Source organism: Halodesulfovibrio spirochaetisodalis (assembly GCF_001672295.1).
Taxonomy (GTDB): domain Bacteria; phylum Desulfobacterota; class Desulfovibrionia; order Desulfovibrionales; family Desulfovibrionaceae; genus Halodesulfovibrio; species Halodesulfovibrio spirochaetisodalis.
In genome coordinates, this window is the sequence record NZ_JXMS01000026.1 from 1 (window position 1) to 15,800 (window position 15,800).

A 15,800-nucleotide genomic window follows, 5' to 3' on the forward strand; every position below is an offset into this window, starting at 1 on the left:
TTTTTTTCTTAATTCATGACTATATTCTTTCTAAAAAGATTATGCATCGAAATAACAGCATTTTAAAACTAGAAATAATAAACACAGTTCACACTATACATTGTTATGAAAATTAAATCTCTTTTATCACAGTACGTATAACAAATTTTCTGAAGACATCTGCCACAAATCCCATACAGCGTACATTGTGAAACAAGGCAACGAACATCCACTCTATTGTTATAGACAAGTCAGATGGAATGTAATGGCCACAAATGCTTTGCCAGAATCAGCAAGGGTGACACTGACGGCAACAGAGCAATTTCTTCGAAAATTGCCACAATACTTGTGCGCAAGCGCATACCAATGGAAATCGCGAGAGGGGAACGGCACAGAGGATAGTCCAAGGCGTATTTCAGGACACTTCTGTGTACGGATTAAAACTCGGGGGGATAGGACAAACTATGGGGAAGGACCCCGAAATGGAAGGAGACACCATGAAAAAAACCTGAGTTGTGTTACTAAACACCACCCTGTCACGTGGCTCGTAGCATTGCTACTTTCCTTTAACCTTTTCCTAGGAACAGCATTTGCTGCTGTTGACACTGGTGGACCTGCTAACACCAGTGATCATCAAAAAAACGTTATTGGCTACATCACAAACTGGGATGCATGGAAAGAACAGAAAGCAGGAGTTCCACAGCAGGGTGGCTTGACCCACATGAACGTGGACTTCAGCAAATACAACATCCTCAACTTTGCTTTCTTTGGCGTTGCTAAAGACGGTTCAATGCACAGCGGGGACTACAGAAACAAAGACATCTACAAAGAAGGCACTGTTCAGGAACCTGCCGGCCTGCTTAACACCGATGTTTACAGCAGCTTTGACCTTCATATTCTGTACGGTGAAATGGAAGGTGTATGGTGGATTAGCGAATCTGTTGCCCAACAGGCAAACGCTCTTGGCTTCCAGACAACCGCAGGTTCATCTACATGGTCCAATCCTGCATGGGGCGTATACAACCAGCCACTCCCGCTTCCTCTTCCTAAACAGGGTGGAGCAAAAGGTCTTATCGCAGAAGCGCATGCGCGTGGCGTAAAGCTTATGGCTTCCATCGGTGGTTGGAGTATGTGTCGCCACTTCCCAGAAGTAGCAGCAGATCCGACAAAACGTGCTCGTTTTATGAAAAGCGTTAAGCAACTCATGGACATGGGCTTTGACGGCATTGATATTGACTGGGAATACCCTGGCCCGTTCACTGGCATGAACTTTACAGGTTCTAATGCAGACTACGCTAACTTCCTCACTCTCATGCGTGAAATCCGAGCTACCATCGGCAACGACAAACTTCTTACCGCTGCATTTTCTGTTGATGTAGAAAAACTGAAAGGTTTTGACTGGGTTGAACTCAATAAGGTTATGGATATGTACAACTTCATGACTTACGACTTCAACGGCGGCTGGTCTGACAAAGCTGGTTTGAACTCAAACGTTCACAAATACCAGAATCAGGATATTGAACGCTTTAACTGGGATACACTGCGTGACTACATCATCGGTGCTGGAATCCCGCTTAACAAAGTTAACATGGGTATCCCGTTCTACGGTCGTGGTGTAATCTGCGAAGGTGAAGCAGGACTCAACAAAGCTACCGTAAAACGTGATGAATTTATCCAGCCTGATGGTAACATAATCACATGTGCAGACTACACAAACTGGCCTAAAGAAGTATACGACGGTACCCCTAACTACTTCTTCACCAAAGAAAAAGCATTGGCTTCCGGAAGTGGCTGGACATACCATTGGGATACTGAAGCACAGGCTCCGTACCTTACTAAGGGGTCATACTTCCTGAGCTTTGAAGATCCAAGATCAGTTGAAGTAAAATCCCAGTACATTGTGGATAACGGCTTTGGCGGAACCATTGTATGGACAGTTTACGGCGACCTTGAACTCAAGGGAACCGCTACAACCTATGGTTCAAAGCTTGTTAAGTACAGCGATGTACGCTCTGAACTCGTAAATAAAATCAACGAAGTCTTTGCAACAGGATCATCCACTGCTCCTCCTCCACTTACAGCTACTACAGCTAAGTCCGTTTCTTCCACAGTCGGTGTAAGCACATCCTTCTCTGCTGCGGCTAGCGGCGGTAAAGCACCTTACGCTTACGCATGGACATTTGGTGACGGAAAGACAGCTACTGGAAATCCTGCGAGCCATGCATACGCTTCTGAAGGAACATACCCTGTTGTTGTTACGGTAACAGACAGTGCAGGAAAGAGAATCTCTGCAAGCAGCACTGCGTATGTAACCGGCAACACCGTACCTGAACCTACTCAGTTCTCAGTAAGCCTTCCTGCATCTATCAATGCAACAGTTGGCACACCGCTGGAACTTAACGCGACCGTTGAAGGTGGCACAGCTCCTTATTACTACTCCTGGGGCATTATCTCAGTCGGTACAATCTCAGGCAACCCAGCAACTCATACTTTTACAGCACCTGGTACATATAACGTACTTCTCAACGTGTTTGACGCGACAAACAAAATCGTAAGTGCGTCAACAACCATTGTTGTAACTGAAGAAAATACCATCCCTACCCCGACTCCAGATCCATTAAGTGCAGTCGCAGGTGGCCCATACTCCGGCAAGACTGGTGAGTCTATCACCATGACAGGTCGCGCTTCTGGTGGTGAGGGGTCATACACCTATGCATGGAGCTTCGGTGATGGTACCTCTGCAACAGGCCAGACTGTGAGCCACAAATACTCTACTTCCGGCAGCCACACTGTGCGCCTCACAGTAACCGACAGCAGTGGCAAGAGCACATCTGTTCAAACAACTGCGTCCATCACCAAGGACACTACAACTGCGACTTGCGGTGGGCTTTCCCCTTGGACTGCAAGCGCAACATACGTAGGCGGCGACCGAGCTTCTCACAATGGCCACACATGGGAAGCAAAATGGTGGACCCGCGGAAACGAGCCAGGCACAGGCGGCCCTTGGGGGCCTTGGAAAGATCTGGGCGTTTGCTCCAACTAAATCCCCCCTATCCCATTATCATGTAGATAATGGAGCCCGGTTTACCTTTTCCCCTAGCAGGTAAACCGGCCACATACCGATGGGATGAAGGCTGCCACAACGGCCTTCATCCCTATCTAAAAGGAAAGCCAATGAGAAAATTAGCAATCATACTCTGCTCCATGGCGTTGCTCACTGCATCATGCTTGTACTCCATGGCTGCATTTCCCCCGAAAGTATTTGCCCCGTATGTCGATGTCTGCACATGGCCAACATTCTCCATTTCAGAATATCAAAAAAACACATCACAAAAGTACACTACGCTCGCTTTTATTGTCAGCGATAGCTCCGGTAACCCTTCATGGGGCGGTTACTATCCTGTAGCGGACAAATTTTATCTTGAAGAAATTGAAGCAGTGAGAAAAGCCGGTGGCGATGTTATTGTTTCCTTCGGTGGCGCCAGCGGCACCGAACTTGCGCTCAAGCACGGAAACGTTGCAGAACTTCAGGCAGCATACCAGTCTGTTATCGACACATACAATCTGACCTGGGTTGATTTTGACATTGAAGGCGCTGCTGTAGCTGACCGTCCTTCCATTGACCGACGCAACAAAGCCATTGCAGGTCTTCAGGCTGCAAACCCAGAACTCAAAGTCGCATTCTGCCTGCCTGTCCTTCCTCAGGGACTCACAGGCCAAGGACTGTTTGTAATCCAGAACGCAAAACAGAACGGGGTTCGTGTAGATCTTGTGAACGTTATGGCAATGGATTACGGCGACTACCCTGCACCGAATCCAGAAGGCCAGATGGGCAAATACGCTATTGATGCAGCAACCAACACCCATCGCCAAATGATAGACATCGGCGTGAACACACAGATCGGTATCACACCAATGATTGGCCAGAACGATATCATGTCCGAACGCTTTTATCTGAAAGATGCGCAGCAGCTCTTCGAGTGGGCCATTGCTCCTGCCCAGCTGCCATGGGTCGGCATGCTTTCCATGTGGTCAACAGGTAGAGACAACGGCGGTTGTGCCGGATCTCTTTCTGCAACATGCAGCGGCATCACGCAGGATGAATTTGCCTTCACCAAAATCTTTCAGAAATATGCAATGGATGACACTGGAAACAACTTTCCAACCGTTGCAATCACATCTCCGGCAAACAAAACTTCGCTCAAAGCAGGTGCTGATATACTTGTTAAAGCAACTGCCAGCGACAATGACGGCACCGTAGGAACTGTTGAGTTCTTCCTGAACGGAGAATCTCAGGGTTCTGATGCTTCCGCACCGTTCGAAATGCTCATCAACGACCTGACAACCGGAACCCATCAGCTTCTGGCTGCCGCCACTGATGATGCAGGAGCAGTAACCAAGTCTGCACCTGTGACAGTTTTTGTCGGTAATGTTTGCACATACGATGCATGGCAAGCTTCTAAAGTCTACACTTCAGGCAACAAGGTTTCCTTTGACGGCCATCAATGGGAAGCGAAGTGGTGGACACAAGGCAACCAGCCTGGAACCGGCGGCACCTGGGGTGTATGGAAAGATCTCGGCACATGCGGTAGCAGCAGTGCTGTTACACCTCCACCAACTGGTGAAACCGACGAAACACAGACTAGCGGCACTGAAACTGGAAGCACACAAACAGGTGAAACACAGACAGGTGAAACGCAGACCGGTAGCGAACAACAGACTGGAACAACAGGCTGTTCTGTTCCTGCATGGCAATCTGCAAAAGTCTATGTAGCCGGAGATCAGGCTTCATTCGAAGACCACCTTTGGAAAGCCAAATGGTGGAGCCAAGGAACCGAACCCGGTTCTGACGGTCAGTGGGGCGCGTGGGAAGATCTGGGAGTCTGCAGCAAGTAGTAATTTGCTACTGAAAAAGACAGATAAAGCCAGATGCCACAGCTTGCATCAATAACGAAAGCGGGGCTGCACAACATGTTGTGCAGCCCCGTACTGTTTCTTCACACTAACCAGTATGGCTCATAGCGAACCATCTACCTTAGATTATGTAATCAGTTCTCGAAAAACAGCTGTTCTGCAACAGCAGCCTAAGACATCATATCTACCCAATTTTAAATACAAAACGGACAAACACTGCTCCCTCAAACGCTTTGATTTTCAAGGTTGATTGGCTTGACCGTATCCCTAAACTTAGATAAAGCTGTATCAACTTTTCTTGATTCAACTCAATCAAGACAGCCGAAAATAGCATAGGAACAAATTATGTCGACCATACTTCCTGTATTCAAGGCGCTGGCAGATGAAACCCGCCTGAGACTATTGCATGTTCTCAACAGGTACGAGCTTAGTGTTAACGAGCTGGTTACCATTCTTGAGATGGGGCAATCCCGTGTTTCCCGTCACCTCAAAATCCTTACAGGAGCAGGACTTCTCAGCTCCCGCCGTGACGGATTATGGGTTTTCTACAGTGCACCGCCTGAAGGTGAAGGAAGAGAGTTCATTGATGCTGTCGCACCGTTTATCGACAGCGACGAAACGCTTGATTCTGACATGGAAATGGCAGCCACTATCATTGAAGAACGAGTCCGCAAGACAAAGCAATTCTTTAATGCCATTGCTGAAGACTGGGATCAGCTCAACCGTGAAGTTATCGGTGAGTTTGATTTACCGGGTGCTATTATCGAGCGTATGCCCCGCTGCAAAGTTGCTGTGGATTTAGGCTGTGGAACCGGAACACTGCTTGAGCGCATGCTTGAGCGTTCGCTTAACGTTATCGGTGTTGACGGCTCCCCGCGCATGCTTGAGCTCGCCAAGCGCAGACTGGTTGAAGACGAAGACCGTGTGTCACTGCGCATCGGTGACCTTGAGCACCTTCCGCTTCGTGACGGCGAGGCAGACTTCGCCACCATTAACATGGTGTTGCACCACCTTTCCCACCCGGGAAAATCGTTAAAAGAAATCCGACGCGTTCTCCGCAAAGGCGGCCTGCTTGTGCTGGCAGACTTTGACAAACACGATAACGAAAAAATGCGTGTTGATTACGGTGATCGCTGGCTCGGTTTTGATATGAGAAATTTAGCCTTAAAACTCACAGAAGCTGGCTTTGCGTTACGTCAAAGCACAATGCATCCTGTGCGTAACGGGCTGACAATTCATTTAATTGTAGCAGAAAATACACAATAAATTTCTTAGGAGAAATTGAGAAATGACTGACGCAAGCCGCGCTATCAAGCTTGATCTTAGCCTTGAAAATAAAGTTGCTGACATGTCTCTTGCTGACTTCGGTCACAAAGAAATGCAGTTGTCCGAACGTGAAATGCCGGGTCTCATGGAGACCATCAAAAAATACAGCGACGCAAAGCCATTGAAAGGTCTTAAAGTTATGGGTTCCCTGCACATGACTATCCAGACCGCAATGCTCATCAAAACGTTGCACGCTCTTGGCGCTGATATCCGTTGGGCATCCTGCAACATTTTCTCCACTCAGGATCACGCAGCAGCAGCTATCGTAGATTCCGGTATGGCAAAAGTATTCGCATGGAAAGGCGAAACTCTTGAAGAATACTGGTGGTGCACTGAGCAGGCTCTCACATGGCCTGACGGTTCCGGCCCTGATCTCATCGTAGATGACGGTGGCGACGCAACCATGCTTATCCACAAAGGTGTAGAAGCAGAAAAAGATTCTTCCATCGTAGAGAAAGCATACGACAACAAAGAGTTCCAGATTGTTATGGATCGCGTTGCTCTTTCCCTGCAGGAAACCCCTGGTAAGTGGACTCGTATCGCAGAGAAAATCAAAGGTGTTTCTGAAGAAACCACAACTGGCGTACACCGTCTCTACCAGATGGAAAAAGAAGGCAAACTTCTCTTCCCTGCTATCAACGTTAACGACTCCGTTACCAAATCCAAGTTCGACAACCTCTACGGCTGCCGCGAGTCTCTTGCAGACGGTATCAAACGCGCAACCGACGTTATGATCGCCGGTAAATCCGTTGTTGTTCTCGGATACGGTGACGTTGGTAAAGGTTGTGCACAGTCAATGCGCGGCTTCGGCGCACGCGTAGCAGTAACTGAAATCGACCCTATTTGTGCACTTCAGGCTGCAATGGAAGGCTACGACGTTGTTACTCTTGATGATGTTGTTGAAACTGCAGACATCTTTGTGACCGCAACCGGTAACTTCAACGTTATCACTGGCGCTCACATGGAAAAAATGAAAGACGAAGCCATCGTTTGTAACATCGGTCACTTCGACAACGAAATCGAAATGGCATACCTCGAAGGCGACAACGGCTGCACCGTTCTTAACATCAAGCCTCAGGTAGACAAATGGACACTGAACTCCGGTCGCTCCATTATCGTGCTTGCTGAAGGCCGTCTTGTTAACCTTGGTTGTGCAACAGGTCACCCTTCTTTCGTTATGTCCAACTCCTTCACCAACCAGGCACTTGCGCAGATCGAACTTGCTTCCAACGCTTCTCTGGAAAACAAAGTGTACACACTGCCTAAGCACCTTGATGAAGAAGTTGCACGTCTCCACCTTGACCGCCTTGGTGCAAAACTCACCAAGCTTACTGATGCACAGTCTGAATACCTCGGCGTTGCTCAGGACGGTCCTTTCAAAGCAGACCATTACCGCTACTAAACCGGTAATACTTATTACGCATAAAAAAGGCTGCCCCTTACACAAGGGCAGCCTTTTTTTACTATTTTAATAACCTGCTATAAAAGCGTAATCTCATCGCCCGCAGTGATCTCGCCTCCCTTCAGAACCTTTGCAAAAATCCCTTCAGTCGGCATAACACAGAACCCTACGGCTTTGTGAATTTCACACTTGGAATGACATTTTTTCCCTATCTGTGTCAATTCAAGCAATGTGGAGCCAATGGAAAACTGTTGCCCCACGCGTAAAAAGGTAATGGGGAATCCACTTACCAGTAGATTCTCTGCAAAATCACCTGCTTTCAAGGTCGGCAGTTTATGGCGCATCTTATCGACGCTTTCCACTGCCAAAAGACTCACCTGCCTGCCACTACCAGCATGGGCATCGCCCTCAATGCCATGATCTTCAATCAGCATTGCAGAATCTACAGGCTTTTTTTGCTCACCTTTCTTTTTACTCACACAAATTGCTAAAACTTGTCCCATCTCAATACCCCGTTATTCTTAAAACAATAAAAGAAGTACGCACTTTTTAGTCTAACAACAGTACGTCAGGTTGATACCGTACTACCATCTTTCAGACACAGAGTACACACAGGCACGCAGAACGCACCGTTCTATTGCCTTAAAAAACAAACATTAACGGGAGTATACGTCAGAAATAAAATCTTGCAGAGCGCCGGGAGTAATTTCATGACCATTTGTTGTCATATCTTTAATGACCATAACGGAACCACGCAGTGTAGAGGTCTGCGCCATTGTAAGACAAATATTATGAGGAATCTGTGCGCGTTCCTGCAACAGATCAAGCTGCCAGCCGGAATTATTCTCTGACCAGCGGACAGTATACGCATCTTCTTCAACAAAGTGCGTCATCAAAGAGGCCCGCAGATCATTAAGGGTAATACGGCTGTTACCCCGTCCGACCAGCGGCGTATATTCACCCTCATTGTCCTGAATAAGCAGCGGGAGAGCGAGCATCTTACGTGGTGGGTCGTGGGAAATGACTTCGCGCAACGGTACCATACGGTGCACAGTCGCTTTTCGTCCATGTTCATCAATCTCTTGCGCGCTGTCACCTTCAGACACGGTAATGCCTTGTTCCATTGAGCAGGATACAGCTTCCCATAACGCTTCTGTACGGTCAGCCAAGGCACGGATTTCTTCAAGCACAGGGTCTGTGGAAGATTGAGGAGCAGCAGCAATATCAGGCACACCAAGCTGTTGTAATCGTGCTTCAATAGATGCCATTTTTTTCAGCATCTGTTCCTGTTTCATAGAAAGATTAACCATGCTGGTGGCAAGGCTGCTCATGGCCTGTTTGTAATCATCAGGCAATACAACTTCAACAACCTCTGCCTCTTCCTCCTGTTGTTCAAAAACAGGTTGAGCGACAAATTCAAAACGATCAGCAAGGCGCTGGTGTGTTTCTTCAATAGAAAGACCGGAACTGAACAAGTCCCGGATAGCGCGGCAGACTTCAAGCGCCTCTTCTGTGAACTGAATCGGCTTTCCCTTACTTGCTACAGGGATACAGTCTGGAAATTTACGTCGGTAACTTTTAATAGTTGTTTCTGAGACACCCAGAATTCGGGCAATTCTTTTGTGCGTCAAAGGCATCTGGCTCATGATTTCCTCGCAACTTCGGTAGTATAACGATATCGTAATCGATAAGTTATTTATCAGAAGAGTGCAACTGCCAGTCCTGAACAAGACGTTCACTCTCAACAAAAAAGTGCTGCGCCATATACAAACATTCAACTCGCAAATGAGGTATACTTACTACCGGACTACGCAGATTCCTTACTACACTTCTCCCAGAAAAGCAGATTACCGACTTGTCCCCACTCCTCACGAAAAAACAAACATCAAAACTACGTTGTTCTTTTGACTACAGTAGACACCCCAGTAAAAGCACATACTCACAACACAACCAATCATATCAAAAAGGTATATTGACTTTTGTGTCCGTTACAATACAAAACGGGCTACCGTTATATGGTTACTTGTCATTTTCTTTTCAGAATATCAGCAAGTATACCGTAGGTAACAATCATAAATTATGTGAATACAATTACTTCAGAAAAAATGAACAGCGAGACCGTTGCTTCTGACATCAGAAGGTTACTGGGAGACCTTATGAAGTTTTCAAAAATACTGATTCTCGTCATCGCGGCGATCTGTTTTACACTTCCGGCAATGGCTGCAACGCAAGTCCAGCTTGCTGTGGTGACCAAACCGGGTTCTGCACAATATGTTGCGGCTGAAAAATTTGCAGAGCTTATTAAAGAACGCTCCAAAGGCGAATATAATATCAAGCTCTATCACTCAGGATCACTGGGCAAAGAAACAGAAATTTTGCAGCAGGTTCAGCTTGGTGCAATCCAAATGGCTATTGTCACACTCGGGCCATTTGACACCTTTGTACCTGAGATCAAAGCAGTAGCGTTTCCGTTTCTGTTTAAAGATTACGAAACAGCAGACCGTGTGCTTGATGGCCCTGTAGGTCAGGAGGCACTGGACTCTCTGGCACAGGCCGGATTTAAAGGTTTGCAGTTTTCCGAAAACGGATTCCGCAACCTCTCCAACAACCGTGGAGCAATCCATTCTGCCAAAGATGTGAAAGGGCTTAAGCTCCGCGTCATGCAGTCCACCTTCCATAAAGAGTTATGGCATACTCTTGATGCGAACCCGACCCCTATGGGCTGGCCTATCTACTCTGAATTACAGCAGGGAACCATTGACGGACAAGAAAACCCGTTATGGGTATTTGAAGAGTACAAGCTGTACGAAGTCCAAAAGTACCTCGCCCTTACCGGCCATGTTTATTCAGTACACATCGACATTGCCAATCTTCAATGGTTTGAATCGCTGCCGGAAAAAACACAGGCTATATTCCAGACTGCAATGCGCGACGCTGCAATTTACCAGCGAAAAGTAAACCGCAAAAAAGAAGCTCAGTACCTTGCAAGCCTCAAAGAAAAAGGCATGATTGTGGATGAGCATCCGGACATTGATTCCTTCCGCACTAAAGTGGCACCTATGAAAGAGATGGACATGTACAAAGAGCCTAAAACTCGTGCTCTGCTCACCAAACTTCTTAACGCCACTCAATAACTTTTTCCAACAACCCACAATTGAGGCCGTGCTGTAGTGCGGCCTTTTTTTTCGTCCGCTATATTCTTCTTGCGCCAAACGGGTAAAAAAGAGGAAGATAGTCTATTACTGAGACAACCGCTTTGTATTTGGATTTCAGTATAAAAATCCATGTACCCGTCTCGAGAACTCGGCGAATACTACACAGAACCTCTTTCAAACCCACTCTTACTCAGGACTTCTTATGTTCCGCAGCGTTGCTTCGTTAATAATGTCCATCAGCAATTGTCTGGACACTGCCTGTCGTTGGCTTATATGCGCATGCGCTCTTGCCATGGCTGCTGTTACAGCCTCTCAGGTTTTTTTCCGCTACGTTCTTAACAATTCACTGTTCTGGTCTGAGGAACTCGGAAGAGTGCTACTTATTCAGCTGACTTTTTTTGGTGCAGCAGTCGCCTTAAAAGCACATGCCCATATCGGTCTGGATTTTCTGGTACGCAACATGTCCGAAAAAGGTCGCAAATACGCTGCCCTGCTGGTGCAGATACTTAGCTCCATCTTCTTTGCTGTTATGATGTGGTACGGCTTCCAGTTCGCCATGTTCCTTAAACTACAATCAACAGCCACACTTGGCATATCCCGCATGATTCCATTTTTGGCTGTCCCTGTGAGCGGAGCAATCATGCTCATACACTCCGTGTCCTGCTTCTTTGAAATTCTGGAATTCACTCCGCATCATGATGCACTCTGTGAGACCATTCATAATGGCTGCAACACAGCTGACCACAAGGAGCAATAAATGACACTGCTCCTCTTTGCCATGCTGATTATTCTGTTCTGCCTCAACGTGCCGATTGCTATTGCCGTCGGGTTAAGTGCTGTTATCGCGTTTGTTATTGACGGCAATATGAACATGATCCTTATTACCCAACGTCTTTATGCTGGAGCAGACTCTTTTCCGCTCATGGCAGTGCCGTTATTCATGATTGCCGGTCAGCTTATGGGGGCTGGCGGTATCTCCCGTCGCATAGTCAATTTCGCTGATGCGCTTGTGGGACATTTACCCGGTGGCCTTGCTGCGGTATCCGTCGTTTCCGCCATGTTCTTTGCCGGTATTTCCGGCTCAGCCGCTGCGGACACCGCAGCCGTGGGTGCCATCCTTATTCCGTCTATGGTTAAACGGGGCTACACTCCTGCCTTTTCCGGTGCAGTTCAAGCCGCCGCGGGTTCCATCGGAGTTATTATTCCACCTTCAATCCCTATGATCATCTTCGGAGTACTCACCGGTGCCTCCATTGGAAAACTTTTTGCTGCTGGCATCTTGCCCGGTATTCTCATGGGAGTAAGCCTGATTGGAGTCTGCGTGTGGAATGCCAGACGCTCCGAAACAGCAGATACCTCAGCAAGCAGAACCTTCTCCTTTGCTCAGGTATGTAAAGCTGGCACCTGCGCCATCTGGGCGCTTGGCGCGCCGTTCATTATTATCGGCGGCATATTAGGCGGTGTGTTTACAGCCACTGAATCAGCAGCGGTTGCTGTTGTGTATGCGTTATTGGTGGGTCTGTTTATTCACAAAGAAATCTCACTCAAGGAACTGCCTGACTTGTTCATTTCTGCCAGCATCACTTCAAGCGTGGTTATGTTCATCATTTGCGCAGCATCTATCTTCTCGTGGTACATGGCAATTCAGGAGATTCCTGCAAGCATTGCCTCTTCCATTCTTTCACTCACGGACAACCGTATCCTGCTGTTACTGCTCATCAACCTTCTGCTTCTCCTTGCCGGAACTATTCTGGAAACAACCGCAGCACTCATTCTATTTGTTCCTGTCCTTGTCCCAATGCTTCCTACACTCGGTATCGATCCTGTCCAGCTTGGAGCCATAGTTGTGGTGAACCTTGCCATCGGCATGCTTACCCCGCCTCTGGGAGTCTGCACCATTGTTGCCTGCTCTATTGCGCACACGCGTATCGGCACTCTGGCCAAAGCTATTCTACCGTTTCTGTTGGTGTTGTTATTCGACCTGCTGCTCATTACGTTCTGGTCTCCATTAACAACCCTTCTCCCAAATCTATTCTTTACATAACAGATAGTTAAAAAAGTTTTCAACAACATGTTCGTAACATGTAGATTACTTGTGCGCTTTTTTCAAAAGTTATGAACATTTTTATGAACAAGTTATGCACATCTGACATATTTTCAATAAAACAAGACAGTAAAGATAAATTCATCAGGCTTTGAAGACAAAAAAAGACTGCTCCATGGAGCAGTCTTACTAAATTCATTGTAACGGAGAACCCAAAGCCCCCATTCCCATTTTAGCGGGGAAGATTATCAGGCGGGTCCACACGTACATCATCATATGTAGTCATCTGGTTGTACGTATTACACGCACAACGCATCAGGAACAGTGCAAGTGGTACACCGCTGCCCTCACCAAGGCGCAGCCCCAGATCATGCAACGGGTCAATATCAAGCTGCTCCAAAATCTTTTTATGCCCTGCTTCTGCGGATGCGTGAGAAAAGAAAGCATAATCTTTCACAGACGGGCAAAGTTTCCACGCGGCAGTATAGGCAGCCGTTGCAATAAAACCATCAAGAAGGACAAGCTGGTTATTAGCGGCGCCGCCAAGAATCAATCCAGCCAGCGCGGCAATCTCATACCCACCAAGTGATGCTAAAATTTCCACAGGATCACCGGATTCAATGGCATCAGCATGCAAGCCCAGCGCACGTTCTATCACGCGAACTTTCCGCTTAATTCCTTCCGCGTTTATGCCGCCTCCGGCTCCGGTAATATCTTTAGGCAGGAGCTGCAAAAAGGAACAATACAACGCCGTAGACGGGGTCGTATTGGATACACCCATTTCGCCTGTGCCAATAGCCGGACACCCTTCAGAATGCGCTTTATCCGCCAATGCTGCACCTATCAGCAACGCTCGAATACACATCTCACGACTCATCGCCGGTGCTTTGGAAATATTTTCAGTTCCCTGCGCAATCTTACATTGCAGCAGCGAAGGGTGATCAGGATAGGTTCCACCTTTGGAAGCAAGATCAACCACGCACAGTTCAGCGCCTGCAGTGTCTGCCAGCACGTTAATCCCAGCACCACCATCACAGAAATTCTGCACCATCTGGCGGGTTACATCCTGTGTAAATGCAGACACACCCTCTTCGTTTACTCCATGATCACCAGCAATGGCGTAAATACGAAGCGGGTCTGCCACGATTCCATGCGTCTTATTTTGAATACAGCACATGCGCACAGCAAGTTCTTCCAGTTTCCCAAGGCTCCCTACCGGCTTCGTCAGATTATCAAGACGATGCACAGCAGCAGCACGTAACGAATCAGAAACCGGCTCAACCCGATGCAGCAGATCGCGCAGCAGTGCTTCATTCTCTGCTGTGTCTTCGTAGGTAGAAAATGCTTCTCCTGCGAATGCGTACTCCGGTATGGAAGATTTCATGAATTCTCCTGAAATAGTGTGGAAGAGTAGATACCGCAACGCTGTTTCGATGACTTCATAAAGCACAGGTCTAGCTTTTTTCTTCAGACATCCTTACAGTCTGCGATAGCTTAACCCTAATTTTATACAACTCACCAAGAACAGGATAAAGGTATATGATGCGTCGACTCTTCGCAATCATCCTTACAATAATGCTGACTCACAGCATGGCATTTGCTGAAAATAACTACGAAAAACTGCAAAATGAAGGCAGTGTCCGCATTACGCCGGTAGTATCGGCAGTTCACAAAGCGGCACCTGCTGTTGTGAGCATCAGCACTGACAGAATTGTTGAACGGGCCGTAAATCCATTTGCGAACCTGCTCCCCCGCAATCCGTTATTCGATGACTTTTTCCAGCAAGGTCGCGGACGCAGAAAGGTTAAAGAGCAAACTCTCGGTTCCGGTGTTATTATTGATTCGCAAAATGCCATTGTCTTAACAAACGCCCATGTCATTCAAGGTGCAGCACAAATTAATGTTACGCTACTTGATGGCAGGATGTTTACAGCCTCCATGCTCGGCTCTGATCCTGACTTTGATCTTGCCGTACTGAAACTTGATGCAGCAAACAATTTGCCTGAACTGCGCATGGCACAGTCAGACGATTTAATGCCGGGCGAAACAGTTATTGCCATCGGCAACCCGCTCGGCTTCAGTCATACAGTGACAACAGGGGTAGTATCAGCGCTCGACCGTTCCATAAAAACGCAAACATCAACCATCACCGACCTCATCCAAATAGATGCAGCTATTAATCCGGGGAACAGCGGCGGCCCATTGATCAACCTTGCCGGAGAACTGGTGGGAATCAACACCGCTATGTTGCGTCAGGCTGCAAACATCGGTTTCTCCATCCCTATTGATAAAGCCCGCAGAGCTGTGACAGAGCTGCTTGAAAGCGGCCACATTGAACCTGTATGGCTTGGTATTTCCGGTCAAAACCTCGATGAAAGCACAGCTAAATGGTTACAACTGCCTTCCACTAAAGGTCTGCTCATCACATCCGTATATGAAGGAACATCTGCCCAGCAGGCAGGACTCCTCTCCGGTGATACCATAGTCAAAATTAATGGCAATGCAGTGACAGACCATAGACATTACGTACAGTTACTGAAGAACATGACCAAAGGGGAACAGGTAGAAGTAACCTACATCCGTAATGGAGAAACATATTCCAAACCGGTTGACGCTCAAGCATACTCAGAAACTCTTGCAGCAAAGCAAATCCAACAGCGCTGGGGCTTCACAACAAAAGAAGGGGACACCTACCTGACCATTGCTTTTGTTCGTCAGGGCAGCCCTGCAGATAAACTTGGTCTGCGCGCAGGAGACCTGCTTGTAAACATCAGCGGGAAAAAGATTACTGACATGTCTCAACTGTATCAGGCATTTTTCACACACAGGTTGGATTCATCACTCATTTTACTCGTTGCGCGTGATGGAAAAGGCTACCGCGTCCGTATGGATATCTAGCTTATTTTACATAGATATTTTTTTTCTGGCGTGATACCCACACAAAAAAAACTGCAAAGCATGCAGATAATGTTTTTCAGGT

11 protein-coding genes are annotated in these 15,800 nt (G+C 47.3%); 8 read left to right on the top strand and 3 right to left on the bottom strand.

All coding sequences use genetic code 11. From position 1 onward, the window contains the following. The first annotated feature begins 532 nt into the window (after positions 1-532). The 4 genes from SP90_RS12805 to ahcY all read left to right on the top strand — a co-directional run bounded on the left by SP90_RS12805 (position 533) and on the right by ahcY (position 7,621). Entirely contained in the window at positions 533-3,022 is a 2,490-nt protein-coding gene (locus tag SP90_RS12805; RefSeq protein WP_066856957.1) for a glycosyl hydrolase family 18 protein, read from the top strand. A 131-nt stretch (positions 3,023-3,153) separates the two neighbouring features. Further along, entirely contained in the window at positions 3,154-4,875 is a 1,722-nt protein-coding gene (locus SP90_RS12810; protein ID WP_066856959.1) for an Ig-like domain-containing protein, read from the top strand. A 363-nt stretch (positions 4,876-5,238) separates the two neighbouring features. Further along, the gene (locus SP90_RS12815) at positions 5,239-6,159 is read left to right on the top strand and encodes an ArsR/SmtB family transcription factor (RefSeq protein ID WP_066856962.1); all 921 of its coding nucleotides are present in this window, start codon (positions 5,239-5,241) and stop codon (positions 6,157-6,159) included. 22 nt (positions 6,160-6,181) lie between these two features. Continuing rightward, complete coding sequence (ahcY, locus tag SP90_RS12820; RefSeq protein ID WP_066856965.1) at positions 6,182-7,621, top strand: adenosylhomocysteinase; 1,440 nt, start codon at positions 6,182-6,184, stop codon at positions 7,619-7,621. A 77-nt stretch (positions 7,622-7,698) separates the two neighbouring features. Here ahcY and SP90_RS12825 read toward each other — a convergent pair whose 3' ends face one another. Beyond that, positions 7,699-8,124, bottom strand: coding sequence for an MOSC domain-containing protein (locus SP90_RS12825; RefSeq protein WP_066856968.1), 426 nt, complete (start codon positions 8,122-8,124; stop codon positions 7,699-7,701). Positions 8,125-8,277: 153 nt separating this feature from the next. Next, the gene (locus SP90_RS12830; RefSeq protein WP_082936447.1) at positions 8,278-9,267 is read right to left on the bottom strand and encodes a MerR family transcriptional regulator; all 990 of its coding nucleotides are present in this window, start codon (positions 9,265-9,267) and stop codon (positions 8,278-8,280) included. Between the two features lie 510 nt (positions 9,268-9,777). Here SP90_RS12830 and SP90_RS12835 point away from each other — a divergent pair. The 3 genes from SP90_RS12835 (at position 9,778) to SP90_RS12845 (ending at position 12,820) form a co-directional block, all read left to right on the top strand. Beyond that, complete coding sequence (locus SP90_RS12835) at positions 9,778-10,755, top strand: TRAP transporter substrate-binding protein (RefSeq protein WP_066856972.1); 978 nt, start codon at positions 9,778-9,780, stop codon at positions 10,753-10,755. Between the two features lie 223 nt (positions 10,756-10,978). After that, positions 10,979-11,533 carry a TRAP transporter small permease gene (locus SP90_RS12840; protein WP_066856974.1) on the top strand — a complete coding sequence of 185 codons (555 nt, stop codon included), beginning with the start codon at positions 10,979-10,981 and terminating at the stop codon, positions 11,531-11,533. Further along, complete coding sequence (locus SP90_RS12845) at positions 11,534-12,820, top strand: TRAP transporter large permease (protein WP_066856977.1); 1,287 nt, start codon at positions 11,534-11,536, stop codon at positions 12,818-12,820. A gap of 232 nt (positions 12,821-13,052) precedes the next feature. On the opposite strand, the gene cobT is transcribed toward SP90_RS12845, so the two are convergent. Beyond that, positions 13,053-14,204 carry a nicotinate-nucleotide--dimethylbenzimidazole phosphoribosyltransferase gene (gene cobT, locus SP90_RS12850; protein WP_082936448.1) on the bottom strand — a complete coding sequence of 384 codons (1,152 nt, stop codon included), beginning with the start codon at positions 14,202-14,204 and terminating at the stop codon, positions 13,053-13,055. Positions 14,205-14,359: 155 nt separating this feature from the next. Here cobT and SP90_RS12855 point away from each other — a divergent pair, with 155 nt between their 5' ends. Next, positions 14,360-15,718 (top strand): trypsin-like peptidase domain-containing protein, encoded by a 1,359-nt coding sequence (locus SP90_RS12855; protein ID WP_231895569.1) that lies wholly within the window; start codon positions 14,360-14,362, stop codon positions 15,716-15,718. Positions 15,719-15,800: the final 82 nt, after the last annotated feature.

Coding starts and splice junctions, on each gene's coding strand:
- SP90_RS12810 (WP_066856959.1), top strand. CDS start 3,154: ATGAGAAAATTAGCAATCATACTCTGCTCCATGGCGTTGCTCACTGCA.
- SP90_RS12815 (WP_066856962.1), top strand. CDS start 5,239: ATGTCGACCATACTTCCTGTATTCAAGGCGCTGGCAGATGAAACCCGC.
- ahcY (WP_066856965.1), top strand. CDS start 6,182: ATGACTGACGCAAGCCGCGCTATCAAGCTTGATCTTAGCCTTGAAAAT.
- SP90_RS12825 (WP_066856968.1), bottom strand. CDS start 8,124: ATGGGACAAGTTTTAGCAATTTGTGTGAGTAAAAAGAAAGGTGAGCAA.
- SP90_RS12830 (WP_082936447.1), bottom strand. CDS start 9,267: ATGAGCCAGATGCCTTTGACGCACAAAAGAATTGCCCGAATTCTGGGT.
- SP90_RS12835 (WP_066856972.1), top strand. CDS start 9,778: ATGAAGTTTTCAAAAATACTGATTCTCGTCATCGCGGCGATCTGTTTT.
- SP90_RS12840 (WP_066856974.1), top strand. CDS start 10,979: ATGTTCCGCAGCGTTGCTTCGTTAATAATGTCCATCAGCAATTGTCTG.
- SP90_RS12845 (WP_066856977.1), top strand. CDS start 11,534: ATGACACTGCTCCTCTTTGCCATGCTGATTATTCTGTTCTGCCTCAAC.
- cobT (WP_082936448.1), bottom strand. CDS start 14,204: ATGAAATCTTCCATACCGGAGTACGCATTCGCAGGAGAAGCATTTTCT.
- SP90_RS12855 (WP_231895569.1), top strand. CDS start 14,360: ATGATGCGTCGACTCTTCGCAATCATCCTTACAATAATGCTGACTCAC.